Origin of the sequence: Streptomyces nanhaiensis, assembly GCF_046614825.1 — a bacterium.
GTDB lineage: Bacteria > Actinomycetota > Actinomycetes > Streptomycetales > Streptomycetaceae > Streptomyces > Streptomyces radiopugnans.
The window spans coordinates 1-23,188 of sequence record NZ_JBKJFM010000052.1; the positions used below are offsets into that span (position 1 = coordinate 1).

At 73.9% G+C, this 23,188-nt stretch carries 24 protein-coding genes and 1 tRNA gene; 10 read left to right on the forward strand and 15 right to left on the reverse strand.

The genetic code is table 11. From position 1 onward, the window contains the following. Positions 1 to 758 (reverse strand): TerD family protein (locus ACLIYP_RS13990; RefSeq protein WP_412713451.1); only part of this gene is annotated, 758 nt, incomplete at its 3' end. A 180-nt stretch (positions 759 to 938) separates the two neighbouring features. On the opposite strand from ACLIYP_RS13990, the gene ACLIYP_RS13995 reads away from it, so the two are divergent. Genes ACLIYP_RS13995 through ACLIYP_RS14010 form a run of 4 tightly spaced genes read left to right on the forward strand, consistent with a single transcriptional unit; the run spans position 939 to position 6,284 of the window. After that, positions 939 to 2,111 carry an HpcH/HpaI aldolase/citrate lyase family protein gene (locus ACLIYP_RS13995; protein WP_412713452.1) on the forward strand — a complete coding sequence of 391 codons (1,173 nt, stop codon included), beginning with the start codon at positions 939 to 941 and terminating at the stop codon, positions 2,109 to 2,111. Further along, a complete protein-coding gene (locus tag ACLIYP_RS14000; protein ID WP_412713453.1) occupies positions 2,108 to 4,723 on the forward strand; it encodes a phosphoribosyltransferase in 2,616 nt (871 codons plus the stop codon). Before ACLIYP_RS13995 ends, ACLIYP_RS14000 begins: the two co-directional genes overlap by 4 nt. Further along, a complete protein-coding gene (locus tag ACLIYP_RS14005) occupies positions 4,720 to 5,598 on the forward strand; it encodes an HAD family hydrolase (protein WP_412713454.1) in 879 nt (292 codons plus the stop codon). Before ACLIYP_RS14000 ends, ACLIYP_RS14005 begins: the two co-directional genes overlap by 4 nt. Before the next feature lie 14 nt (positions 5,599 to 5,612). Further along, entirely contained in the window at positions 5,613 to 6,284 is a 672-nt protein-coding gene (locus ACLIYP_RS14010; RefSeq protein ID WP_412713455.1) for an O-methyltransferase, read from the forward strand. A gap of 61 nt (positions 6,285 to 6,345) precedes the next feature. Here ACLIYP_RS14010 and ACLIYP_RS14015 read toward each other — a convergent pair whose 3' ends face one another. The 3 genes from ACLIYP_RS14015 to ACLIYP_RS14025 all read right to left on the reverse strand — a co-directional run bounded on the left by ACLIYP_RS14015 (position 6,346) and on the right by ACLIYP_RS14025 (position 8,863). Beyond that, positions 6,346 to 6,570 carry an FmdB family zinc ribbon protein gene (locus tag ACLIYP_RS14015; protein ID WP_410538704.1) on the reverse strand — a complete coding sequence of 75 codons (225 nt, stop codon included), beginning with the start codon at positions 6,568 to 6,570 and terminating at the stop codon, positions 6,346 to 6,348. A 149-nt stretch (positions 6,571 to 6,719) separates the two neighbouring features. Beyond that, entirely contained in the window at positions 6,720 to 8,030 is a 1,311-nt protein-coding gene (locus tag ACLIYP_RS14020; RefSeq protein ID WP_412713456.1) for a hypothetical protein, read from the reverse strand. 50 nt (positions 8,031 to 8,080) lie between these two features. Further along, the gene (locus ACLIYP_RS14025) at positions 8,081 to 8,863 is read right to left on the reverse strand and encodes a DUF4097 family beta strand repeat-containing protein (protein ID WP_412713457.1); all 783 of its coding nucleotides are present in this window, start codon (positions 8,861 to 8,863) and stop codon (positions 8,081 to 8,083) included. Positions 8,864 to 9,043: 180 nt separating this feature from the next. On the opposite strand from ACLIYP_RS14025, the gene ACLIYP_RS14030 reads away from it, so the two are divergent. Next, positions 9,044 to 9,118: transfer RNA gene (locus tag ACLIYP_RS14030), tRNA-Val, on the forward strand. A gap of 423 nt (positions 9,119 to 9,541) precedes the next feature. On the opposite strand, the gene ACLIYP_RS14035 is transcribed toward ACLIYP_RS14030, so the two are convergent. Then, on the reverse strand, positions 9,542 to 10,123 hold the full coding sequence (locus tag ACLIYP_RS14035) for a hypothetical protein (RefSeq protein WP_412713458.1): 582 nt from the start codon (positions 10,121 to 10,123) through the stop codon (positions 9,542 to 9,544). Between the two features lie 197 nt (positions 10,124 to 10,320). Between ACLIYP_RS14035 and ACLIYP_RS14040 the strand changes: the two genes are divergently transcribed. Further along, positions 10,321 to 10,866, forward strand: a complete 546-nt coding sequence (locus ACLIYP_RS14040; RefSeq protein ID WP_412713459.1) for a GIY-YIG nuclease family protein — start codon at positions 10,321 to 10,323, stop codon at positions 10,864 to 10,866. Positions 10,867 to 10,994: 128 nt separating this feature from the next. On the opposite strand, the gene ACLIYP_RS14045 is transcribed toward ACLIYP_RS14040, so the two are convergent. The 4 genes from ACLIYP_RS14045 to ACLIYP_RS14060 all read right to left on the reverse strand — a co-directional run bounded on the left by ACLIYP_RS14045 (position 10,995) and on the right by ACLIYP_RS14060 (position 14,615). Next, the gene (locus ACLIYP_RS14045) at positions 10,995 to 11,369 is read right to left on the reverse strand and encodes a VOC family protein (protein ID WP_412713460.1); all 375 of its coding nucleotides are present in this window, start codon (positions 11,367 to 11,369) and stop codon (positions 10,995 to 10,997) included. Between the two features lie 340 nt (positions 11,370 to 11,709). Further along, complete coding sequence (locus ACLIYP_RS14050) at positions 11,710 to 12,330, reverse strand: SMI1/KNR4 family protein (RefSeq protein WP_412713461.1); 621 nt, start codon at positions 12,328 to 12,330, stop codon at positions 11,710 to 11,712. 174 nt (positions 12,331 to 12,504) lie between these two features. Further along, entirely contained in the window at positions 12,505 to 12,879 is a 375-nt protein-coding gene (locus ACLIYP_RS14055; protein ID WP_412713462.1) for a VOC family protein, read from the reverse strand. Positions 12,880 to 13,100: 221 nt separating this feature from the next. Then, positions 13,101 to 14,615: an alpha/beta fold hydrolase gene (locus tag ACLIYP_RS14060; RefSeq protein ID WP_412713463.1), complete on the reverse strand. Its 1,515-nt coding sequence runs from the start codon at positions 14,613 to 14,615 to the stop codon at positions 13,101 to 13,103. Positions 14,616 to 14,701: 86 nt separating this feature from the next. Between ACLIYP_RS14060 and ACLIYP_RS14065 the strand changes: the two genes are divergently transcribed. The 4 genes from ACLIYP_RS14065 to ACLIYP_RS14080 all read left to right on the forward strand — a co-directional run bounded on the left by ACLIYP_RS14065 (position 14,702) and on the right by ACLIYP_RS14080 (position 19,216). Next, a complete protein-coding gene (locus ACLIYP_RS14065) occupies positions 14,702 to 15,628 on the forward strand; it encodes a helix-turn-helix domain-containing protein (protein ID WP_412713464.1) in 927 nt (308 codons plus the stop codon). Positions 15,629 to 15,747: 119 nt separating this feature from the next. Then, on the forward strand, positions 15,748 to 16,158 hold the full coding sequence (locus ACLIYP_RS14070; RefSeq protein WP_412713465.1) for a RidA family protein: 411 nt from the start codon (positions 15,748 to 15,750) through the stop codon (positions 16,156 to 16,158). A 142-nt stretch (positions 16,159 to 16,300) separates the two neighbouring features. After that, on the forward strand, positions 16,301 to 16,882 hold the full coding sequence (locus ACLIYP_RS14075) for a tellurite resistance TerB family protein (protein ID WP_412713466.1): 582 nt from the start codon (positions 16,301 to 16,303) through the stop codon (positions 16,880 to 16,882). A 243-nt stretch (positions 16,883 to 17,125) separates the two neighbouring features. Next, entirely contained in the window at positions 17,126 to 19,216 is a 2,091-nt protein-coding gene (locus ACLIYP_RS14080; protein ID WP_412713467.1) for a restriction endonuclease, read from the forward strand. A gap of 61 nt (positions 19,217 to 19,277) precedes the next feature. On the opposite strand, the gene ACLIYP_RS14085 is transcribed toward ACLIYP_RS14080, so the two are convergent. The 6 genes from ACLIYP_RS14085 to ACLIYP_RS14110 form a co-directional block, all read right to left on the reverse strand. Beyond that, positions 19,278 to 20,096, reverse strand: coding sequence for a GvpL/GvpF family gas vesicle protein (locus tag ACLIYP_RS14085; protein ID WP_412713468.1), 819 nt, complete (start codon positions 20,094 to 20,096; stop codon positions 19,278 to 19,280). Then, positions 20,093 to 20,407, reverse strand: coding sequence for a gas vesicle protein K (locus ACLIYP_RS14090; RefSeq protein WP_093654800.1), 315 nt, complete (start codon positions 20,405 to 20,407; stop codon positions 20,093 to 20,095). The genes ACLIYP_RS14085 and ACLIYP_RS14090 overlap by 4 nt, the downstream gene beginning before the upstream one ends. 80 nt (positions 20,408 to 20,487) lie before the next feature. Continuing rightward, a complete protein-coding gene (locus ACLIYP_RS14095; protein ID WP_412713469.1) occupies positions 20,488 to 21,411 on the reverse strand; it encodes a gas vesicle protein in 924 nt (307 codons plus the stop codon). A 10-nt stretch (positions 21,412 to 21,421) separates the two neighbouring features. Beyond that, entirely contained in the window at positions 21,422 to 21,982 is a 561-nt protein-coding gene (locus ACLIYP_RS14100) for a gas vesicle protein (RefSeq protein WP_412713470.1), read from the reverse strand. 99 nt (positions 21,983 to 22,081) lie between these two features. After that, the gene (locus ACLIYP_RS14105) at positions 22,082 to 22,591 is read right to left on the reverse strand and encodes a hypothetical protein (protein WP_412713471.1); all 510 of its coding nucleotides are present in this window, start codon (positions 22,589 to 22,591) and stop codon (positions 22,082 to 22,084) included. Beyond that, the gene (locus ACLIYP_RS14110; protein ID WP_412713472.1) at positions 22,588 to 22,950 is read right to left on the reverse strand and encodes a DUF6415 family natural product biosynthesis protein; all 363 of its coding nucleotides are present in this window, start codon (positions 22,948 to 22,950) and stop codon (positions 22,588 to 22,590) included. Before ACLIYP_RS14110 ends, ACLIYP_RS14105 begins: the two co-directional genes overlap by 4 nt. Positions 22,951 to 23,188 lie beyond the last annotated feature (238 nt).

Genomic DNA, 23,188 nt, shown 5'->3' on the forward strand with positions numbered 1-23,188 from the left:
AGATCCACGCGGACCGGTGCGCCGTCCGGCTCGGGCAGCGGTTCCGGCCCGGGGGTGGGGCCGGGGACGGGGCGCGGCGGCGGAGGGTTCGGCCCGGGCGGCGGCTCGGGGTGCGGCTGCGGCTCGGGACGGGGCTCGGGCATCGGCTCCGGCGGGGGGAAGCCCGGCTCCGGGGGCGGCTGCGGAATCGTCTGCTCCGGCTCACCGGGCGCGGCCGACTCGGCCTCCTCCACCGAGATGCCGAAGTCCGTCGCCAGCCCGACCAGCCCGGTGTCGTAACCCTGCCCCAGCGCGCGGAACTTCCAGCCGTCCCCGCGCCGGTACAGCTCGCCGCAGATCAGCGCCGTCTCCGAACCCGTCTCGGGGCGGATCTCGAAACGGGCGACCGTCTCACCGCCGTCGGCGTCCACCACCAGCAGCACCAGGTCGCGTACGTCGGCGAAGGTGCCGCCGTCGGCCGACGCGGACAGCATCACCCGGTCCACGGACGGGTCGAGGCGGCCGAGGTCCACCTCGACCGAGTCCGTCAGCCCCTCCGGCTCGCGCCTCTTGGGCAGGTACCGCACCAGCCCGGAGGGGTGCCGCGGCTGGTTGTAGAAGACGAAGTCCTCATCGGAGCGCACACGTCCGTCCGCGCCCAGCAGCAGCGCGGAGGCGTCGACGTCGAGGACGCCCGTGCCCGGTGTCCAGCGCAGTACGGCGCGCACGGCCGTCGTGTGGAGCTGGATGTTCGACCCCTTCAGCATCGCGTGCGTCATAGCGCCATCCTGCCTGTCGCGGCCCGCCGGTACAACGCGGGTGCCTCGGCACCCCGGGTTTATGCGTAAGTAATGCTATGTTCATGCGTTCGAGTAACTTTTGAGCCACGTGCGTGCTTACGATGATCGGCCGGATCTCGCTCATGAGGGTCATGGGGCCGGTGATGGAACGGGGGTCCTGTGCGGCACTTCGGGCACCTTTCGCCGCAGGTGCGACGAGAACTCTTCCACAAGGAACCGGCCGAGTTCTCCTCGCAGTCCCCGGCCCGTCTGCTGTCGGTGGCCCTCGGCGCCACCCTCTACAGCCCCGCCACCCGCCCCCGGCTCGCCGGTGACGTGCTCAAGCAGGCCCGGCGGGGAGTGGTCTCCATGGTGCTCTGCCTGGAGGACTCCATCGACGACGCCGAGGTGCCCGGCGCCGAGGAGAACCTGGTCCGGCAGTTCGCCGAGCTGGCCTCCGCCGTCCCCGCCGCCGGCTCCACCGAGCCCCCGCTGCTGTTCGTCCGCGTCCGCGAGCCCGCGCAGATCACCTCCCTGGTCCGGCGCCTTGGCCCCAGCACCCGCCTGCTGTCCGGTTTCGTGCTGCCCAAGTTCACCGAGGAGCGCGGCATCCCCTTCCTGGAGGCGCTCACCGCCGCCGAAGCCGACTGCGGGCGGCGGCTGTTCGCCATGCCCGTCCTGGAGTCCCCCGACCTCCTGCACCTGGAGACGCGGGTGGAGACGCTCACCGGGATAGCCCGCACCGTCGACAAGTACCGCGACCGGGTCCTGGCGCTCCGCCTGGGCGTCACCGACTTCTGCTCCGCCTACGGACTGCGCCGCAGCCCCGACATGACCGCCTACGACGTGCAGATCGTCGCCTCGGTGATAGCCGACGTGGTCAACGTGCTCGGCCGGGCCGACGGCACCGGCTTCACCGTCACCGGGCCCGTGTGGGAGTACTTCCGGCTCCAGGAGCGGATGTTCAAACCGCAGCTGCGCCAGAGCCCGTTCACCGGACGCGCCGAGGAGCTGCGCGCCGCGCTGATCGAGCACGACATGGACGGGCTGCTGCGCGAGATCGACCTGGACCGGGCCAACGGCCTGCAGGGCAAGACCTGCATACACCCCTCCCACATCGCGCCCGTCCACGCCCTGTCGGTGGTCAGCCACGAGGAGTTCAGCGATGCCACGGACATACTGCGCCCCGAGCGCTGCGGTGGCGGCGTGCTGCGTTCCGCGTACACCAACAAGATGAACGAGGTGAAGCCGCACCGGGCCTGGGCCGAGCGCACCCTGCTGCGGGCCGAGGCCTTCGGCGTCGCGCGCGAGGGCGTGGGGTTCGTCGAACTGCTGGCGGCTGGGAGCATATGAGCCACACGAACGATGACGACCACGGCCACGACCGGGGCCAGGGCGAGGGGTACGGCAGGGTGACGCAGGCGGCGGACGCGAACGGACGCGCGGGCGGACAGCGGGAGGCCGGAGCACAGGGAGCGACGGCCGGGCCCGGCACGGGGCAGCGGCGCGGGCCGAGCGGACCGAGCGGGCCGTGGCCCGGCGAATGGGTCGCCCGGCGGCTGGACGTACGGCTGGAGGCCCCGCCCGGCGAGGAGGACGGACGGCTGCGCGACCTGCTCGGCCTGGCCCTGCGGCGCAACCCCCGCCGGGCACACCTGCTGGTCTCCCAGGTGCTGGGCAAGCACGTCCCCCAGCTCCCCGGGATCGTCCACGGCACCGGCCTGGACCTGGGCAGGCGCGTCGGCGAACTGCTGGGCGCGGACGCCGGCCGCGCGGTCGTCCTGGGCTACGCGGAGACCGCCACCGGCCTCGGCCACAGCGTCGCCGACGGCCTGGGCAGCGCCCCCTGCCTCCACTCCACCCGCCGCGCCGTCCCCGGCACGGCGCCGGTGGGCGGCTTCGAGGAGGAGCACTCCCACGCCACCTCCCACCTGCTGCTGCCGGAGGACCCGGAACTGCTGGCCGCGGACGGGCCGCTGGTCCTGGTGGACGACGAGTTCTCCACCGGCACCACCGTCCTCAACACCATCACCGCACTGCACCGCGCCTTCCCGCGCGAGCGGTACGTGATCGTGGCGCTGACCGACCTGCGCGGACCGGAGGACCGGGCCCGGCTGGAGAAGTTCGCCGCCGACCTCGGCGCCCGCATCGACGTGGTGGCCCTGGCCACCGGGACCGTACGGCTGCCCGACGGCGTACTGGAGCGCGGCGCCGCCCTGGTCGAGGCACACGACAGCCCGCCGCCGCGGCCCGCGCCCGGATTCGGTCCGGAACAGGTGCACCGCGTCGACCTGGGCTGGCCGCAGGGCCTGCCCGACGGCGGGCGGCACGGCTTCACCCCCGCGCACCGCGCCCGGCTGGAGGCCGCGCTGCCGGCGATGGCCGACCGGATCGCCGCCCACCTCCCCGAGGGGGTGCGCAGGGTGCTCGTCCTGGGGTGCGAGGAGCTGATGTACGCGCCGCTGCGACTGGCCTGCGCCCTCACCGGCGCCACCGGCGCCGAGGTCCGCTACTCCACCACCACCCGCTCGCCGGTCCTGGCGGTCGACGAGCCCGGCTACGCCATCCGCACCCGGCTGGTCTTCCCCGCCCACGACGACCCCGCCGACGGCACCCCCGGCCGCCCGGGGGAGCGCTACGCCTACAACATCGCGGGCCAGGGCTTCGACGCCGTCGTCGCCGTGGTGGACTCCGCCGCCGACACCCCCGCCCTCCACGCCCCCGACGGCCTGCTGGCCCACCTCGCCGCCCACACCGGCCGGGTGCTGCTCGCGGTCGTCCCCTCCCACCGGCCGCTGCCCGCACCGCTGCGTGGCCCGCACTTCTCCTCCTACGCCCCCGAGGACGTCGGCTGGCTGCTCCAGGACCTCTCCGACGTCACCCTGGAGGCGCCCACCGAGGAGCGCGAGGAGGCCATCCAGTCCGGCGGCGCGCACTACGCCGAGTCGCTGCCGGTGGAGTACCAGCCCAGCCGGGAGTACCAGCGGCTGTTCCACCAGGCGCTGGAGGCGTCCGCGGACCGGATCGCCCGCGCCGTCGGCGCCGTCACCGACACCCTGCTCACCGAGCGGGGCGGCCTCGGCGGCACGGGAGACCGGAGCGGCCGTGAGCGCGGCATCGTACTGGCCTCCCTCGCGCGCGCCGGCACGCCCGTCGGGGTGCTGATGCGCCGCTGGGCCCGGCACGTGCACGGCCTGGACGTGCCGCACTACGCCGTCTCCATCGTCCGCGGCCGCGGCATCGACACCACCGCCCTGCGCTGGCTCGCCGCCCACCACGACCCGGCCGACGTGGTCTTCGTCGACGGCTGGACGGGCAAGGGCGCCATCACCCGCGAACTCGCCGACGCCCTGCGCCCCTTCCCCGGCTTCAGCCCCGAACTCGCCGTCCTGGCCGACCCCGGCGGCTGCGTGCGCACCTACGGCACCCGCGAGGACTTCCTCATCCCCTCCGCCTGCCTCAACTCCACCGTCTCCGGGCTCGTCTCGCGCACCGTGCTCCGGGCCGACCTCGTCGGACCCGACGACTTCCACGGGGCCAAGTACTACCGCGAACTGGCCGGAGCGGACGTCTCCGACCTCTTCCTGGACACCGTCGCGGGCCGCTTCGACGCCGTGCGCGCCGACGTGGCCGCGGACGTGGCGGAACTGCTCGCCGCCGACCGCGCCCCCACCTGGGACGGCTGGAGGGCGGTGGAGCGCATCAGCGAGGAGTACGGCATCGGGGACGTCAACCTCGTCAAGCCCGGCGTCGGCGAGACCACCCGGGTGCTGCTGCGCCGCGTCCCCTGGCGCGTACTGGCCCGGCGCGGCGCGGGCGCCGACCTGGACCACATCCGGCTGCTGGCCGAGCAGCGCGGCGTACCCGTCGAGGAGGCCGACGACCTGCCCTACTCCTGCGTCGGCCTCATCCACCCCCGCTACACGCGCGGTGCCACCGGCGCCGACGGGAGGGCCGCCCGATGAGCCGCCCGACGAGCCACCCGGCGGCCGGCGCCGCGACCGGGCCCGCGTCCGCGGCCCCGGAGCGCCGCACGGTCCTGGTCGCCAGCGACCTGGACCGCACCCTCATCTACTCCGCCGCCGCCCTCGGCCTGACCATGCCCGACGCCCGGGCCCCGCGCCTGCTGTGCGTGGAGGTCTACCAGTCCAGGCCGCTGTCGTACGTCACCGAGACCGCCGCCGCCCTGCTGGCCGAACTCGCGGCCCGGTCCGTCTTCGTCCCCACCACCACCCGCACCCGCGAGCAGTACGGGCGCATCCACCTGCCGGGTCCGCCCCCGCGCTACGCGATCTGTGCCAACGGCGGCCATCTGATGGTGGACGGCGAGTCCGATTCCGGCTGGCACGCCCGGGTACGGCGCGCCCTGGACGCCGACTGCGCGCCGCTCACGGAGGTGCGCGCCCGCATGGTGGGAGCCGCCGACCCCGGCTGGCTGCTCAAGGAACGCGTCGCCGAGGACCTGTTCGCCTACCTCGTCGTCGACCGGGAGAAGCTGCCCGGCACCTGGGTGAAGGAACTGGCCGACTGGGCCGGGCCGCGCGGCTGGACGGTCTCCCTCCAGGGCCGCAAGCTCTACGCCGTGCCGTGCCCGCTCACCAAGAGCGCCGCCGTCGCCGAGGTCGCCCGGCGCACCGGCGCCGGGCACGTCCTGGCCGCCGGCGACTCCCTCCTCGACGCCGACCTGCTGCTGGCCGCCGACACCGGCTGGCGGCCCGGCCACGGAGAACTGGCCGACCTGGGCTGGACCGCCCCGCACATCACCGCCCTGCCCGAACGCGGGGTCGCGGCCGGGGAGCGCGTACTGCGGGAGTTCCTCGCGCACACCGGGCCGGCCTGAGCGAGGATGCGGGCATGACCACACAGGCGTCCCGCGACAAGCGCCCCCTCCAGACCGCCGAGCTGTACAGGTACGTGCTCGACCACAACCCGCCGCTCGACCCCGTCCTGCGCGACCTGGTGGAGACCACGCACGCCCGCTTCCCCGACCGGGCCGGGCTGCAGTCGGCCCAGGAGCAGGGCCCGATGCTGGCCTTCCTGGTACGGCTGATCGGTGCCCGCCGCATCGTGGAGGTCGGTACCTTCACCGGCTTCTCGGCCCTCGCCATGGCCCAGGCCCTGCCCGAGGACGGCACGCTCATCGCCTGCGACATCTCGGAGGAGTGGACGGACCTCGGACGCGAGGCATGGGCCAGGGCGGGGGTGGCCGACCGCATCGACCTGCGCCTGGCCCCCGCCCTGGACACGCTGCGCGCCCTGCCCGCCGAGGAGGGGATCGACCTGGCCTACCTCGACGCGGACAAGGAGAACTACATCGCCTACTGGGAGGAGCTGGTGCCGCGGATGCGGCCGGGCGGACTGATCGTCGCGGACAACGTGCTCTTCCACGGCGAGGTCACCGACCCGGAGGCCACCGGCGCCGCCGCCGCGATCCGGGCCTTCAACGACCATGTCCTCGCCGACGACCGGACGGAGTCGGTCATGCTGACGGTCGCCGACGGCGTGACCGTCGCGCGCAGGCTGTAATCCGCGCGCGGGCCGCTTCCGCCGGCCACTTCCAGCGGCCGCCCCCACCGGCCGCCCCGCGTCAGCCGCAGCAGCCGCCCCCGCAGCACCCCCCGCCTCCGCCGCCCGCGCTCGGCGCCGGGGCGGAGGACCGGGCGGCGGCGCCGCCCACGGCGACGGTGGACAGCAGCTTCACCGTGTCGTCGTGGCCCTCCGGGCAACTGGCGGGCGCACCGGACTCGGCCATCGGTCGGTTCACTTCGAACGTGGTGCCGCAGGCGCGGCAGCGGAACTCGTATCGGGGCATACGAGCAGGATAAGCCGCCGTCCGGGGATCGCGGGGAGCCTGTGGACAGCGGTCGCGACACCACGGCGGGACCGGGCCGTGCGCCACCGGGCCGTGCGCGGCATGACCGCGCGCCACCGGGCCGTCCACGGCCGCGTGCGCCGCGCGGCTCAGCCGCCCGCCGCCCGCTCCTCGCGTATCCGGCGCACCACGTCCGCCACCGTCTCGCGGATGGCGTCCAGCTCCGTCACGAAGCCCCACCAGTCCGGATGCCGCCCGGACAGCCCCGCCACGGCCCGCTCCAGCCGGGCCACCGCGCCGTCCAGCGGGCCCGCGTGCCGGGGGTCGGGGTGGCTGCGCCCGGCCATCGCCAGCCGCTGGGCGTCCCGGATGGCGAAGCGCGTCCGCTCCACCTCGCCGCTGTGGTCGAAGGAGACCTCGTTCAGCCGCCGCAGGCGCTCGTCGGCCGCCGAGACCGCCTCGTCGGCGTCGTTCAGCAGAGCCCGCACCGTCGACAGCCGGGCCGTGGCGTCCGCCCACCGCTGCTCCTGCCGGGCGGTACGCGCCTCGGCCAGCTTCTCCTCCGCCTGCCGCACCGCGCCCGCCACCTGCTCCGGCACGCTCTGCAGGTCCTCCCAGCACGCGACGGTGAACCGCCGCCGCAGCTCGCTCAGCACCGGCCCGACGTTCTCCGCCCGGTGCCGCAGCGCCTCGGCGCGGGTGCGCAGGGAGGACAGCCGCCGGTCGGTCTCGGCCGCCCGCTCGGGCAGCAGCTCGACCTCCCTGCGCACCGCCTCCGCCTCCCGCAGCACGCGCTCGGCCCGCTGAAGGGTGTCCCGCACGCCGTGGCGCGCGGCGCCCTCGTTGAGTCTGGTCAGCTCGGGGGAGAGGGCGGCCAGCCGGGCCGCCGCCTCGTCGGCCCGCAGCCCGGCGGCGCGTACGGCGTCCAGCGCCTTCGTCGCGCCCAGCAGCGCCTGCCGGGCCCGCTCCACCGCGGGGGCCAGCCGGGCGAGCTGCGTCTCGGCCTTCTCCAGCAGCGGACCGAGCCCCTGCCCGAACCGCTCCAGGTCAGCGCGGGTGCGCTCCAGGTCCTCCCGCGTCTTCTCCAGGGCCCGGCGGGCGCGGGAGGCGGTGTCGCCGTCCAGGTCGTCGCGCTCCAGGTCGTGGGCGTCCACGGTGGCGATGTACTCATGGCTGACCTGGTCGATCCGCCGCCCGAACTCGGCGAAGTCCTCGACGGCCCGGCGCGCGGCCGGGGAGTCGTCGACGGCCGCGAGGGTCTCGATGGAGATCCGCAGATCCCGCTGGGCGGTGTCCAGCTCGTAGAACGCGGTGGCCGCCGCGTCCTTCGCGGCCTGGGCCTCGGCGCGCCGGCTCTCGGCGCGCCCGCCGCCTCCCCAGCCCCAGCGGCGTGCGCCGCCGCCGTTCATCGCCGCCACGTGTGTCCTCTCCCCGTACGCCCTCGCCGGCCCGGCTGCCATTCTCCCACCCGGCCCGGGGGAACACACGAGAGGCGACCGGGGCGGTCACCTCACGGCCGGTCCCGCCGGCTCGCGGGGCGCACGGTCACATCGCCGTTGGCCGTGCGGGCCGTGACGGCGGGATCGCCCGCACCGCCCCGCGGCACCTCCACCCGGGTCCCGCCGTTGTCGGCCGCGGCGTCCACACGGTACGCGGCGCGGGGCACCTCGACGGTGACCGAACCGTTACGGCCGCGGGCCTCCACCCGCTCCGGCACCCGCACCAGGGCCAGCCTCAGCCCGCCGTTGCCCGCCTCGGCGGTCACCTCGCGGGAGCCGATCCCGGTGGCCACGACGGAGCCGTTGCCGCCGCTGAGCTCCAGAGGCCCGGTGACGTCGCGGACCCTGATCCCTCCGTTGTCGGCGAAGACCGCGAGCGCCTCACGGAACCCGCGCGCGGTGACGCCCCCGTCGCGGCCCTCGATCCGTACCGCGAGCCGGTGCGGCACCTCCACCCGGTGACGGATGTCGCAGCTCGCGAGCCCGGAGCAGGCGGGCCCCAGCGAGAGCGTCCCGCCCTCCATCGACCACCGCGCCCCGGTGCTGCCGCCGTAGGCGATCCCGTCGAACCACCGGGTCACCCGTACGTCGGCCCGGTCCGCCGCCACCACCTCCACGGGCGAGTCCTCGACCTCGACCACCAGCGTCTCCACGCCCTTCCCGACCTCGAAGGACCGGTGCTCGGGCGGCGCGTCACCGGCGTCCACGCACCCGGCCACCCCGGCGGTGGCGGCGACCGCGAGAACGACGGCGACCAGGGCGCGTACGGTGCTGCGGCGGGTCTCGGTGGCCATGGACGGTCTCCGTATCGGTTCGGCGGGGTGCTCGGCGGGGCTGTTCGGGGCCCTGCCGACGCTATGGACCCCCGTCCGCCGACGGCATCCGGCGCCCCACCCGACCCGGGGTGGGGACAACCCCCGCCTCCCGCGTTTGCGGCGCACACGGCGCGGCACGGTACGCTGTGGGCTCACCCCGGGCGCATAGCTCAGCGGTAGAGCGCTGCCCTTACAAGGCAGATGTCGGCGGTTCGAACCCGTCTGCGCCCACCAGCGCGAAGACCCCCGGCCCACCAGGGCCGGGGGTCTTCGACATCACCATCCGACATCGACGGCCGCGGCCGGTCGGCTCAGGGCGGCGGAAGTCCGCTTCGGAGACGGGGAAGCGGGGGTGTGCGGTCAAGCTGTCAGACGACGTTTTCGCTCTGCGGTTCCCGGGCCTGGGTGGGCGGGGTCCGTTCACATGGCTTTGGACGTCGGCCACTACTGTCGCCGGCTACTGCTCAAGCAGGGTGACCACCGCGACGCGGAAAGCCACTGAACGGCTGGGGAAACAGGCGAGGACCCGCGAGTCTCCTCCGTAGGCCCGGCCCCGGGGCGGCTCCCGGAAGCCCTCGACGGACTTTTCGGCCGGCCTGCCAGAAGACGTGCGTCTCAGTTCACCGCAGCGCCGACTCGATCGTCATGGCGCGGCAGTCAGCCGCACGAATCACATATTCCTGTCGCGGGGAGCTGAACGAAACAAGTGGGGCAAACCTGTGGAGGCTGGGCACTCCTCTCGCGTGCGCGGCGACGCTCAACGGCTGCCTGCAGTCGGGGAGCAAGCGCCGCAACGCCGCCGTCGGGCGGCAGTGTTGCACCGAAACGGCGGTAGCACTCCAGTCGTGCGTCGGCGGCGTGATGCTCCCGCTCGAGCACGTCTTCCAGTGGCGGCTCTCCCGCCACCTGAAGAACTTCCTTGTAGCCCTCGCCCACCATTCCATCGTCGCTGTGAACCACCAGAGCGGTCAGCGGCGGATCACCGCGGCGGTGCGCCTCACGGACGACCATGCCGAGAACAGACCCGATCCAGTTGTGAAGTAGGGCCGAGGTGCGGATTCCGGACGTTTCCTGAACCTTCTCCGCGAGCTCCTTGTAGGTAATGACCGAGTGATACGTACGTGCGACGTCGATGAGCAATGGATAGGCTTCCTCGGCCCATATCTCGTGAGCCTCCGCGGCCTTCACGGGGGAGCCGTCGGACTCCCGCCAGTAACCCCGCTGTACCACGTTTTCCATCCCCCGGAAGAGTTTCGGCCGGTCAGGCGAACGGCACCGTCTCCAGCAGTCCGCCACAGGCGTCTGCCCCTCGTGCTCATCCTGCCCTCATGCCGTACGGGGCCTCAACTTCCTCCATGGGCGGTCCAGTCCCTGTGCGCCGTCAGTGGTCTCGGATAGCGTGCGGTCGTGTACGTCATCGGCTCGGTGGAGGTCCCATGCACGCTGCCGCGCTCATCAGCCCGGCTCGACTCTGGTCGGCAGGCGAGGTCCTGGTGCGATCCGGCCCCGTACCCTCCGCTCCCGGCGTGTACGGATGGCACTTCACCAAAACTCCGTCCCACGAACTGCCTGCTGGGCGGCTTCTCTACGTGGGCATCGCTCCGCGGCACATGGCGAACCGGAAGAGTACTCAGAACCTGCGGAAGCGGGTGCGCTACCACTTCCGGGGCAACGCGGCCGGCTCCACGCTCCGGCTCACCCTGGGATGTCTGCTCGGCCTGGAGCTGCGCCGAGTCGGCAGCGGCAAGCGCATGACCTTCGGCAAGGCCGGGGAGGCCGAACTCAGCCGGTGGATGGCGGAGTACGCCCGCGTGTGCTGGGTGGAACACCCGGAGCCGTGGACACTGGAGTCCGAGCTGATCACCAGACTCGACCTACCCCTGAACCTGGACCAGAACCGGCACAACGGCTTCCACTCCCGCCTCACCGAGATGCGCGCCCAAGCCCGCCGGCGGGCCCGAGAACTGCCGATCGGCACCTGACAAGGGCTCGGTGAAGCCTGGGTTCCGTCAGGCCAAGGGCTTGCGGAGAATCGGCATGCTGGTTCTCTGCAAGCCCTTGGTCCCAAGGCGGCTCCGGCCCAGAGCCGTTCGATCGCCCGCGTGGGTACCTAGACCGTCTGCCTGGTAAGGCAGAAAGGATGGCCGGCCGGGTCTGTGAGAACCCGCCACCTGTCGCCACCCGGTTGGTGCTCAGGCTTGGCCGCGCCCAACTCCAACAGCAGAGTCTCGGCCTCGTCGAGGTCGTCGACCGCGAAGTCGAGATGGAGTTGTTGCGGCACGGCCTGGCCGGGCCAGCACGGAGCCTGGTAGCCATCGACCTTTTGGAAACCGATGAAGAGCCCGTCGCCGCAGTTGAGCGCAGCGAAGTCACCGTCGGATTCGGGGTGGGGCTCAAGCCCGGTGGCATGCCGGTAGAACGCGGCCAGCGCCTCAGGATCAGGGCAGTCGAGTGTTATCGCCGTCAGCTTCATCCGCGGTGGCATGCGTCACACCATAGTGAGATCGCTTCCATGACCGTCCCGGTGACGCCCGACGATCACCTCCGGAGCCGTCGCCGGGCCGTCCGGGGGCGGCCGAAGAAGGCCGGCCCTGACAACCGTCGGCGGGCAAGCCGCAGGTCACGCGCCCGGGCCTGACTCGTGATCCCCTTGGACATCAGACTTGCCCGTGGGCACGGCCACCCGTGAGGCTGAGGGGCACGCGGCGGGAGGCGAACGGTCCTCCTCCGCCGGGGCCGTGACCCCGGCGTCAGGGACTCCGCAAAACTCGGCACAGCTCAGGGTGAGCAGCCTCGCTGACCGAGGTCTCGGCCGCGGGGCCCGGTCAGCGCGGTGGTCCGAAGTCCCAGGACAGCCTGTGCTCTTCGTCCACCACGGGTGTGTGGCCGCCGAGGGGCTCGCCGGTCTCGAGGGATGTGGCGATCCGCTCCATGAGTACGGGCAGGGACGTCCACATCTCGTGCGGCCCGCGCATGACGCCCTCCACGGCCTCGACTTCGTGGACGCGCCCCCGGTCGGCCTCGGGACGGTGGTCCAGTACGAGGCAGCCTCCGCGGATGTCCCGCGCGATGGGGATCAACTGCGGATGTCCGTACAGGGCGCTGCTGATCCCGAGCTCCATGAAGTGGTGGACCGCCTCCTCTTCCTCCTCGTCCGTCGCGCACCTGTCGTAGAAGCCGGTGAGAAGCCGCCACTGGGCCACCGTCTCGCGTGCGCTCAACGGTCTGTAGGAGCCGGGCAGCAGCCAGGAACGCTGGTCGAGGAGGCCGTCGTGTCGCAGCAGTGACTGCACCAGGGGGCTCAGCAGCGGCCGGCCGACGAGGCGTTCGAGCTCGGCGATGTCCGCCGGGTCCGCGGGCGGCGCCAGCGCGGCACGGGTCGCCGGGGCGTGCCCGGCCAGCCAGTTCTCGATTCGCGTCCACGACTCACTGATCGGTGCGGCCATGGCACGGCATCCTGTCACCCGGCGCTGACAGCTTCCGGGGAGCGGCCGGACGGTGGCCGTGGGCTTGACTCGTACGGCCCGGGGACGGCCCCGGGCCGTACGAGGGAACTCGACGGCGGCAGGCGGCGCGTCACAGCCTGGCGTCAACGGCCGTGGCCGGCCGCGCCCGCCCGGTTACAGGTACGGCCGGGTGATCAGCTCGATCGCGTGGCCGGCGGGGTCCTTGAAGTACACCCCGCGGCCACCGTGCTCGGTGTTGGTCTCGCCCGGGCGCCGCATCTGCGGATCGGCCCAGTGCTCGACACCGCGCTCGCACAACCGCCGGTACGCCCGGTCGAACAGGTCGTCGTCGACCAGGAACGCGTAGTGCTGCATCTGGATCTCCACCGGCGGCTCGGCGAACTGCAGCAGCACGCCGTCGGTGAGCTGGATGTTGGTGAACATGCCCCAGGACGGTGCTTCCGGCAGTTCCAGGAGCTCCCGGAAGAACCGGGCCGACTCCTCGCGGTCCCTGGCGGCGATGATGGTGTGGTTGAAGGTGACTGTCATTCGGCTGACCTCGCTGTCGCTCGGCACGGAGAGATGGACTCGCGGTGCGCGGGCGCGGGGAGGTCCGCGTGCCGAACCGTGGGGGTGCCTTCCGCGCCCCCGCCGTGCGGTCAGCCCTCCACCGGATAGCCGATCCGTGTGTGGCGTAGCGCCGGTCCGGTGTTCACGTCGGGCGACGTTACCGGGTCCCGCCGGGTACGCCAACAGAGTTTGGTGGCAAGTCAGTTCCGCAGGTGCCCCAGTACGGACCGCATCGCGCGGTCCACGGCCCGGCGGGCCGGCTCGGTGTGGTCGACGGTCTCGAAGCCGTGGTGGCCGCCCGGTACGTCGATCACCTCCACGGCGGCTTCGCAGTGCTCCGCCGCGTTCAGGAAATCCTTTATGGCGGAGGCGAGTTCGGGGAGTTCCAGTTCCACCCGGGTCAGCACCACCGGCAGCCGTCCCGCGGTGCGCAGGGCGGCCGCGGGGTGGAATCGGGAGGCGTCGACCGGCCAGCCCGGCGGGGGCGCGAGCAGGGGGTAGGTGGCCGCCAGGCAGCGCAGCCACGGCGGGGGTGCGGCCAGCCAGTCGGCCGACAGCAGCCCGCCGCCGGAGAAGAACCACAGCGCGATCCGGTCCCCGTCGACGCGCGGGTCGGCCCGTACGAGGCGGACGGCCTCGCGGACGTCCTCGGCGGCGCGCCCGTAGTCGGCGATGTCGTGCAGCCGGTGGTCCACCGTCGCGCCGATGGCGCCCAGGCTCGCCGCGTACCGGGCGTAGCCGGTGAAGGCGGGCCAGTCCCGGGGGGTGGGGCGCGCCTCGGGCGGGACCGGGCCGCCGTGGACGAACACCACCGCCGGGCGCGGCCCGTCGGCGCCGGGCAGATGGAGGTCGACCCGTCCCGTTCGCTCGCGGCGTGCCTCCGGCACGTCCAGGACGAACGGCCGCAGATGCGCGGGCCGTTCGTCCGCCGGAGGGGAGATCCGGTGTCCTTCTCCCGCGGCTGCCCGCAGCAGTACGCCGGCCAGTTCGCCGGGGGCGGAGAGCATCGGCCAGTGCCCGGTGGCCAGTTCGAAGAAGCCCACCCGGGGGTCGGCGAGCGCCCGGAAGCGGGGGTCGCCCAGGCCCACCATGGCCTCGACCGCGGCGATGCCGGGCCCGTTGACGGTGCACAGGACGCCGGTGGCGGGTATCTCCGACACGGATTCGGCCGGCCGGAGCGGCTGGGTGAGGGTGTCCACCGGCTGGGGCGCGGCGAGGCGGGCCAGCCGTTCCAGCGCCTCCTCGGGCACGCCCGCGGTGCTGCCCCAGCGCCGCCAGCCGTCCGGGGACGGCGGAGGCGGCAGCACGTCGCTGTGCCCGCCGTCCCGCCCGTCCGAGCGTGAGAGCCGTTCGCGGACCGTGCCGTCGGGCACGAGGGCGAGGGCCGGGTCGCCGTCGCGCGGGATGCCCGTGTCCAGGTGGACGATCCGGGCGATCCGATCCGGGCGGCGTCCGGCGGCGCCGAGCGCCGGGTGGATGCCGTAGCAGTGGCCGACGAGCACCACCCGCGGCGCGTCCAGCCCGTCGATCAGCCGCACCAGATCTTCGATGTGCGTCCCCAGATCAGTGCCCGGTCCCGCCGGATCGCCGGGGCCGCCCATCCCGGTGAGCGTCACCGGGTACGCCCCGGCCCCCGACTCCCGCAGCCGGTCGGCCACCTCCTCCCACACCCAGCCGCCGGTGTGGGCGCCGGGCACCAGTACGAAAGCCGTCATGGGCATGCTCCTCCCCGTTTCTTTCGAGCACGGGCCGCCCGCGCTCGCCGGTACGGTAGGAACTCCCCCTGAGGGAGGTTCAAGCCTTGTCGCCCGACGGCCTGTGGAGCATCGGGGAACTCGCCGAGCGGGCGGGCACCACCGTCAAGACCGTCCGCTTCTACTCCGACCGCGGCCTGCTGCCCGACGCCGGCCGCAGTGCCGGGGGCCACCGCCGCTACGGCCCCGAAGCGCTCGACCGGCTCCGTACGATCCGCTCGCTGCGCGCCCTCGACGTGCCGGTCCGGGAGGTGGGGCGGGCCCTGGAACGGGAGGACGCGCTGGAGGACGTCGTCGCCGGGCGGCTGCGGGAGGTCGGCTCGCAACTGGCCGCTCTGCGCTGGCGGGAGGCGGCTCTCCACCTGTTGCGGGACTGCACGGCCGAGGAGCGCGCCGACCGCCTGCGGCTTGTCGGCGCCGTCCCCGCACCACCCGGTACGGCGGCGCTGGCGCGTTTCTGGCGGGCCTGGCTGCCGCCGAGGCTCCCGGCCCGGCTGGTCTCCGAGATCCTCGAACACGCAGTCCCCCAGCCCCCGGACGACCCGAATCCGGCCCAGGTGCTGGCCTTCGCCCGGCTGCACGCCTTCGTCTCCGGCCCCTGCCCCGGCACCGCCCGGCAGCGGCAGCCCGCGGCGCACCGGCCGGAGGAGGGCTACCGCCCGGCCGTGCTCTACGGCGGTCTGATCGAGGCGTACGGCCTGGCGGCCGAGCCGGTGCGGGCGGGACGGCCGCCGCACCGGGGCGAGGCGCTGGACTGCTTCGTCTCCGCCTACGCCCGCTCACGCGGCACGCGCGACACCCCCGGTTTCCGGCGCGGGCTCAGGACCCAGCTCGCGGCCGATCCCCGTATCGACCGCTACTGGCAGCTCGTCGCCGAGGTGACCGCGCCGCCGGCCGGCCCTCCGGAGCCGACCCCCGGCGCCGCCCACGACTGGCTGCTCGCCGCCCTGTCGCAGGAGGAGCCGGCCGCCTGACCGGGCACCCGGCAGGGCGGTTTCCCGCCCGTTCATCCGGAGGAGCGGGCCCGGGAGGCTGTGGCAGGCTGGCGGTCTCCGAGGCCCGCAGGCCCGCAGACCCGCTGGGAGGAACCGCCGTGCCCCGTGCCGTGACCCTCATCCGCTCCGGCTCCCTGTCCGACGTCGCCGAGTACGCGTACGCGGCCACCGCGCCCGCCGAGGCGCGGCTGGTCTTCCTCGCCGGGGCGTGCCCCCTGAACGAGGACGGGTCCACCGCGGCGAAGGGCGACTACGCCGGACAGGCGGCGAAGGCCGTGGAGAACATGCGCACCGCGCTCGCCGACGCGGGCGCCTCGGTCGAGGACGTCATCAGTACCCGGGTCCTGGTGGCGTCGAGCCACCGGAAGGATCTGGTGACCGCCTGGGAGGTGGTCCGGGACGCCTTCGCAGAGCACGACGTGCCCAGCACCCTGATGGGGGTGACGGTGCTCGGGTACGACGACCAGCTCGTGGAGATCGAGGCCGTCGCCGCCGTGCTCGATTCCTGAACCGGCGACCGGCCCGCCCCGAAAGGGTGATCCGGCCGTCCGTGGAACCCGGACGCGCCCCGCGGACGTTGGGATGGCGGACGGTGAACGGAGAACTGCGGCCCGCACAGGACGGGCGGCGGCCGAGGACGGGATGACGCCAGTGGCGATGTGGGATCGGCTCAAGGACCAGGCCAGGAACCTCCAGCAGTCCCGGGGCGGGCAGGGCACGGGCGGACCGGGAGCCGGAGGGCCGGGGGCGGCAGGCCAGGGCCACGGCTCCCGTCCCGGCTCCGGCGGAGGGTCGAAGGCCCAGCTGGTGGGCCTGCTGAAGTCCCAGCTCGCCTCGGTGAAGGCCGAGTTGAAGAGCGGCGCGTACCGGGACGCGAGCATGGCGATGTGCGCGCTGGTGGCCGCCGCGGACGGACATGTGGACCCGTCGGAGCGGCAGCGGATGGAGTCGATGATCGTCGGCAACGACGTTCTGCAGAACTTCCCGCCCGAGCAGCTGCGTCAGCGGTTCAACCGCCATGTGGACCGGCTCACGGCCGACTTCCGGGCGGGCAGGGCGGAGGCGCTGCAGGAGATCGCCAAGGCCGCCAAGAAGCCGGCGGAGGCCAGGGCCGTCGTCCAGACCGGCATCGTCATCGCCGGCGCCGACGGCCACATCGACCAGTCCGAGCAGCAGGCCGTCCGGGAGGCCTGCGCCGCGCTGGGGCTCTCCCCGGAGGAGTTCGGCATCTGAGCGTGGACCGGCCTCAAGGCCGGGTGTCCTCAGGGAGGGGGCTGTGGGTGCGACCATCACGGTGGTGGCACCCACAGTCCTTTCCAGAGCTGCCGGAGACACGACCGCCGGGCCGGCGCGATGGCCGATGTGGTTACCGATGGGATGCAAACGGTTACGGAGCCTGCGGGGAAGAGATATCGTCGCCTCTTCAACCAATGTGTGTTCTGGGGCCTGCGGGGCCCGGGGAGGACCGCGACGTACATGAGCCGTCGTTCTCGTGGGCTGGTGGCCACTTGGGCGGAGATCCAGCGTCAGCAGCAGCGCCAGGAGGAGGCGCAGCGTCGCGCCTGGGCGCAGCACCAGCGCGAGCAGGAACGTCAGCAGCGGGCCGCGGAGCGGGCGGCCGCACGCAGCCGGCGTGAGCAGCAGGCCGCCTACCGGCAGCGGCGGGAGGACGACGCGCGCCGGCGCACCGAAGAACTCGACCGGCAGGCCGAGGCGCTGAGAAATCTCCTGGTGACGGGGTGTGCCTCCCAGGCGTTCAACCCCGACGAGCTGAAGCGCCCCGAGCGGGTCGAGCCGTTCGACCCGGGGCAGCTCGGGGTCCCGGTCCCGATGCCGGACCCCGGTGCCTATCAGCCCCGGCAGGGGGGATGGGTGCTCGGCGGGAGCCGGCAGGCGCAGGAGCAGGCCCGGGCGCGCTACGAGCACGACTGGCACGCGGCTCAGGCGGCGGAGGCCCAGCGGCAGCGCCAACTGGCTGCCTACCAGCAGCAGTACCAGCGGTGGGCGGACGAGCAGCTGGCGGCGATCCGACGGCACAACACCGAGATCGGAGAACTGGTCACCGCTCTCGGCCGGGGCGAGCCCGGCGCGGTGGTGGAGTACTTCACCGCCGCGCTGTACGCCTCGCGGGGCTGGCCGGACGACTTTCCCCGCCAGGTCTCCGCCTCGTTCGACCCCGCCGCGCGCCAGCTCGTCCTGAACTGGGAACTGCCGGGCCAGACCGTCGTGCCGGAGGCGTCGGCGGTGAGGTACATGCCCAGTGCCGACCGGGACAAGGAGGTTCGGCGGCCGGCCGCCGAACGGCGGGCGCTGTACCGGGACGTCCTCGCACAGTGCGTGCTCCTGGTACTCCGCGACCTCTTCGCCGCCGACCGGTTCGGGGTGCTGGACTCCGTTGCCCTCAACGGCTTCGTGGACGACACCGACCCAGCAACCGGGCACCGGGCCCAGGTGTTCCTGGTCACGGTGATGGTGTCGCGCACCGACTTCGACAGGCTGAGCCTGGCGCAGGTGAGTGCCCCCGAATGCCTGGTGGACGGGCTCCGCGGCCAGCTCTCCGACCGTCCGGACCGCCGCGCCGGGGTGCGTCCCGCCCGGCTTCCCGGCGAGGCCGGACGTGCCGTGGTCTCCCACGGGGCCGGCATGGAGCCGGACCTGTACGAGATGGACCCGGTGGAGTTCGAGGAACTCGTCGCGGACCTTTTCCGGGCCATGGGCATGCAGGCGGTGACGACAAGCAGGTCGGGTGACGGCGGTGTGGACGTGGACGCGCTGGACCCCGATCCGATCCGGGGCGGGAAGATCGTCGTGCAGGTGAAGCGCTACCGCAACACCGTGCCGCCGAGCGCGGTGCGCGATCTGTACGGCACGGTTCAGAGCACCGGTGCCAACAAGGGGGTGCTGATCACCACGTCCTCCTTCGGTCCCGGATCGCATGCCTTCGCCAACGGCAAGCCGCTCACGCTCGTCCAGGGCACGGAACTGGTGGACCTGCTGCACCGGCACGGCCTGAGCGGGCGCCTCGGCGCTGCGCCCCGGCCCGCGGAAAGCGGTCTCGACGAGGAGCCGGAGGGCGAGCCGGATGAGGCCACCGTACTGGGGCTCACCTGGTCCGGCGACGTGGCTCTGGACGTGTGCGCCCTCGTCTGCCGGGGCAGCCGGGTGCTCGGCGAGGACTGGTTCGTCTTCTTCAACAATCCGCGGACGCCGGACGGCAGCGTGCGGATGGCACGGGGGTCCGGCCGGGACAGGGCCGCGATCCAGGTCTGCTTCGAGCGGCTTCCCCAGCGGTCCGACCGGCTCGTACTGGTCGCCGCCGTCGATCCCGAGGCCGGCCCCGGTGCCGACCTGTCGGGTTTCACGGACGCCCGAATACGCCTTTCGGATCCCGCGGGAACAGCGGCCGACGAACTGGACGTCTCCGACGGCCGTACCGGCGAGACCGCCCTCGTCCTGGGGTCGTTCCGTAAACGGGCCAACGGCGACTGGGACTTCGTCCTCGGCGGGAGGGGCTACCCGGACGGTCTGGCGGCCCTGGTCGAGGAGTACGGGATCGAAGTCGAGTGAGCGGTTGAGGGGCCCGCGAACCCGCCGCCGGTCCGGACGCGCCGGGGTGAGGCGAGCGCGTCTAGGCCCGCTCCGGGGCGGCGGGTTCGCGGGGGCCGTCGGGGAGGTCGGCGAAGGTGTAGGGGGGCCAGGGGCCGAGGAAGCGGATGCGGGCGGCGGGCTGCTCGTCCCGGACGGCCGCCAGTACGGTGCCGACCGCCTCGATGTCCTCCGTGCGCACCAGCAGGGCCGCCGAGAGGACGTCCGCCTCGCCCGGGTCGCGCACGCCGCGCGACCGTTCGCGCATGTCCTCGGCCACGGCCAGCAGTCTGCGGCGCACATCGGCGTGGAGGGCGTCGGCCAGGCGCTCGGAGGACTCCCGGCGCAACTGCTCGAGCTGCTTGGCCAGCAGACGGCGCAGTCCGGGGGAGCGGCTCTCCATCTCCGCCTCCAGGGCGCGGGCGCGCTCGTCGTCCCGGGCGGACTCCGCGCGGTCGACGGTGATCTCCACCCTCAGCTCCGCCCGGCCGTCCAGTGCCCGGAGCCGGGAACTGAGCCCGGCCGCGCGGGAGGCGAGCCAGTCGCGCAGGCGCTCCTCGGCGGTGCGGGGGTCCCGCGGTGAGGGGTCGGGGGCGACCAGGACGTTGAAGGTCATCGGCAGGAGCGCGCCGGTGCGCTCCCACACGGCCACCACCGCCCGGTCCTGCTCGGCCACCCGCCGCCGTACGTCCTCGTCCGGACCCTGGTAGGGGACCGGCTCCGTGTCGTGGACCAGCGCGGCCAGTCCCGTGCCCGGGGCGGCCAGCAGGCGCAGGGGGTGCCCGTCGACCCCGGTGACGCCGTCGGCGGCGCCGGGCCGGTCGGGCGCCACCGCGTACACGTACAGGGCCGGCTCCGTCACCGCCGTGCCTCCTCGGCCCAGCGGGCGGGGTTGACCAGCTTGTCCACCACGTCGTCCACCACCTCGTCCAGGCCCCGGTGCAGGTCGGCGACGGAATCGGTGATGCCGTGGTCGGACTTGATCTCCTCGATCGCCTCGTCCAGTTCCAGCAGGGCGTCGCCCAGGCGCTCGAGCTCCTCCTCGGTCAGGTCGCCGCCGTTCATCCGGCGCAGCGCCTGCCGTTCCAGGGCCTCCTGGATCACCTCGACCAGGGTGACGACCAGGGACAGCACCCCCTGTTTGAGGCTCTTCTCGTCGACTGTGATGGCCATGGTCCTCTCCGTCCTTCTCTTCCGGCCCGCTTCCCGCCCGCTTCCCGCCCGCCGTCCCGCGGGGCCGTCGTCCGTGTGCGTCAGGCCGAGGGCAGTGGCGCCGCGCCGCGCAGTGAGTCGAGTGCCCCGGCCCAGCGCCCGGGGTCGTCGGCCGTGAGCGTCACCGGCCCCTGCGAGGCCGTCTCCACGGTGATCACCGTTCCTCCGCCGGCCGGTGAGCTGCCCGGCTCGGTGCGGACGGCGGTGATGTCGTCGGCGGGCAGGACCAGGGCGGGACGGGAGTCCAGGGGCGACTTCCACATCAGCCCGTCGGGGGTGAGCCTTCCCTGTCCGCCGCGCCACAACGGGCCTTCACGGCGCGGCTCGTGGTACCACAGGTGGCCTTCGAGGACCGCCCGGCCGCCGTCGCCGTCCTCCTGCGCCGGGCCGGCGGGGGAGGTCTCCAGCGGACCGGGGCACGTACTGGCCAGCAGGGCGCGCAGCCTCTCCGGCTCGGTGCAGGACAGCAGCGCCCGGCGGCCGTCCGCCAGGTGGACGCGCAGCCTGGTGCGCTGCTCGCCGCCGATGGTCCGCTCGCTCTCCGGCCGCACCGCGCGCACTTCCGCCAGCTCCGTCTCCCACAGCACCTCGCGCGGTTCGCGGCGCAGCACGACCAGCCGCCGGTCGGTGAGGTGGACGGTGCCGGGGCGCCAGGTGGTCTGGAAGCCGTCCTCCAGCAGGTGGCCGCCGCGCATGTGGACGACGTGCCGCTCCCCGGCGCGCAGTTCGAGCTCGCGGTGTCCGGTGGAGCGCTCTGCCCAGGCGCGGGTGTCCTCGTCCCACCGGCGCATCATGCCGTACTCCAGCATGGTCTCCATGCCCGCCATCGCGGCGCGCAGGCTGACGCCGATCAGCGGGATGCCGGCCACCGAGACGATCAGGTCCAGGTGGAGGACGGCGCCCTTGTTCAGCAGGACCTCGACGAGGTCGTCCAGCGTCACGCGCGGGTCCCTGGTGGGTTTCATCGGCGGGCGTTCAGCCGTCACGGCCACCGCCCCCGCCGTCCTCCGTCCGGCCACCGCCCCCGCCGTCCTCCGTCCGGCCGTCCGGTCCGCCGCCGTCCGGGAGGGCACGCGGGGCGGCGCGGCCCTCGGCCAGCCGGGCCCGGGCGCTGCGCCAGCCGCACCACGGGCACATGTCCTCCAGCAACTGGCTCACCGGCGAACGCTTCCCGCACTCGGGGCAGGTGTCCCTCTCCTCGCGGGCCTCGCGCCAGGCGGCCGTCTCGACGTCGGTGCCGGAGGGGAACTCCAGTCCGTAGCGCGCGGCGGTCTCGAAGGAGGCCAGCGCCGCCCGCAGCCGGATGCCGAGGAGTTCGACACCGGCCACCGACACCATGATGTCCGCGTTGAGCACCAGCCCCTTGTCGAGGAGGGTCTCCACCACGTGGGCGAGGCTCCCCTCGCCGTCCCGCCGCGGTTCCAGCGGCTGCTGGGGCGTCAGCGTCCGGGCCCGCGGCGCCGCGGGGACACGCGGCGGCGCGGGCCGGACCGCGTCGGCCTCGGCGGGAACGCCTCTCTCCTGGTAATCGCTCACCCCGTTACGCCTATCCGGGTGACCGGCTCCCATGCGTCCGCGGTGCCGGATAGGCCGGGAGCACGCCGGATAGGCCGGGCGTACGGTGTCAGGCCCCGCTCACCCGGACGTCTCCGCGACGGCCGCGGCCTCGGCGGCCTCGGCGGCCTCGGCGGCGGCGCGGGCCCCGACGTAGGCGTCACGGAGGTCGGGTCCCCAGGCGGGCGCCCGGTCCGAGGGGCGGACGATCCAGCCCCGGTTGCCGACCCGGTCCGGTTCGACGACGTCCGGGTGCGGCAGCAGCACCAGGGTGCCGCGGCCCAGGACGGACATGCCGGCGACCTCCCAGCCGTCCGCCGAGCCCAGGGCGACGACGAAGTCCGCGCCGAGCGGGGTGGAGAGCACGGGGCCGAGCGGAGCCCGCGCCGCCCGCATCCTGCGGACCGTCTCCCCGGCGAGGGGCAGCGGGACGCGGACCACGTCCCAGGCGATCCCGGCGGGCACCTCGCCCAGCGCGCCGTGCTCCCAGGCGGCCAGGACGGCGGGTACGCGGCCGGTGGGGTCCAGCCAGCCGGTCGGCGGGGGCTGGACGGCGGTGCCGGCCGGTGCGGGGTGCGGGGAGATGGTCACGGTGTCGCCTTCCTGTTCCACTCGGGGGTCTGACGCAGCAGCCATCGGCAGTCGTGCGCGAGTGACCTCACCTGCTGCCGTGCGGAGTGCAGTCCGCCGTCCAGCTCCCGTCCGGCCTGGTTGGTGATCCAGTCCAGCCGGGCCCGGTAGCGCAGCCACTGGGCTGTGCTGGGGCGCAGGACGGCGGCGCGGGCCCGCGCGATCGGCAGCAGCAGCCGGATGTGGTCGCGCAGCAGGGCCTCCAGCTCCACCAGTTCCCCGCGGCGCAGGGGCGCGCTGCCGTGGGCCAGGGCGCGGCCTATGGTGCGCTGGACGGCGGCGGCGTCCACCAGGGCGGCCGCCTCCGGCTGATCGGCCAACGGGGCCCGCGGACCGGTCCCCTCCAGGCCGGTCCCCTCCGGGCCGGTCTCCTTTGGGCCGGCCCGGCCGAACGGGTCGGCCCGGCCGGGTGGTTCGCAGGTCACGGGTGGGGCCGCGGGTGGGGTGGCGTCGGGTGTCGTCTGCACGAATTCCCCCGGACTTCGTCATGGTCGCTTACGGACACAGAGTGGCTGTGCGACCGGCCCTCAACTGTCACTCTTCGGTGACAGGTGACGC

Bases quoted from the DNA above. Each gene is read 5' to 3' on its own strand.
- ACLIYP_RS14000 (WP_412713453.1), top strand. From the start codon at position 2,108: ATGAGCCACACGAACGATGACGACCACGGCCACGACCGGGGCCAGGGC.
- ACLIYP_RS14005 (WP_412713454.1), top strand. From the start codon at position 4,720: ATGAGCCGCCCGACGAGCCACCCGGCGGCCGGCGCCGCGACCGGGCCC.
- ACLIYP_RS14010 (WP_412713455.1), top strand. From the start codon at position 5,613: ATGACCACACAGGCGTCCCGCGACAAGCGCCCCCTCCAGACCGCCGAG.
- ACLIYP_RS14015 (WP_410538704.1), bottom strand. From the start codon at position 6,570: ATGCCCCGATACGAGTTCCGCTGCCGCGCCTGCGGCACCACGTTCGAA.
- ACLIYP_RS14020 (WP_412713456.1), bottom strand. From the start codon at position 8,030: ATGGCAGCCGGGCCGGCGAGGGCGTACGGGGAGAGGACACACGTGGCG.
- ACLIYP_RS14025 (WP_412713457.1), bottom strand. From the start codon at position 8,863: ATGGCCACCGAGACCCGCCGCAGCACCGTACGCGCCCTGGTCGCCGTC.
- ACLIYP_RS14035 (WP_412713458.1), bottom strand. From the start codon at position 10,123: ATGGAAAACGTGGTACAGCGGGGTTACTGGCGGGAGTCCGACGGCTCC.
- ACLIYP_RS14040 (WP_412713459.1), top strand. From the start codon at position 10,321: ATGCACGCTGCCGCGCTCATCAGCCCGGCTCGACTCTGGTCGGCAGGC.
- ACLIYP_RS14045 (WP_412713460.1), bottom strand. From the start codon at position 11,369: ATGCCACCGCGGATGAAGCTGACGGCGATAACACTCGACTGCCCTGAT.
- ACLIYP_RS14050 (WP_412713461.1), bottom strand. From the start codon at position 12,330: ATGGCCGCACCGATCAGTGAGTCGTGGACGCGAATCGAGAACTGGCTG.
- ACLIYP_RS14055 (WP_412713462.1), bottom strand. From the start codon at position 12,879: ATGACAGTCACCTTCAACCACACCATCATCGCCGCCAGGGACCGCGAG.
- ACLIYP_RS14060 (WP_412713463.1), bottom strand. From the start codon at position 14,615: ATGACGGCTTTCGTACTGGTGCCCGGCGCCCACACCGGCGGCTGGGTG.
- ACLIYP_RS14080 (WP_412713467.1), top strand. From the start codon at position 17,126: ATGAGCCGTCGTTCTCGTGGGCTGGTGGCCACTTGGGCGGAGATCCAG.
- ACLIYP_RS14090 (WP_093654800.1), bottom strand. From the start codon at position 20,407: ATGGCCATCACAGTCGACGAGAAGAGCCTCAAACAGGGGGTGCTGTCC.
- ACLIYP_RS14095 (WP_412713469.1), bottom strand. From the start codon at position 21,411: ATGAAACCCACCAGGGACCCGCGCGTGACGCTGGACGACCTCGTCGAG.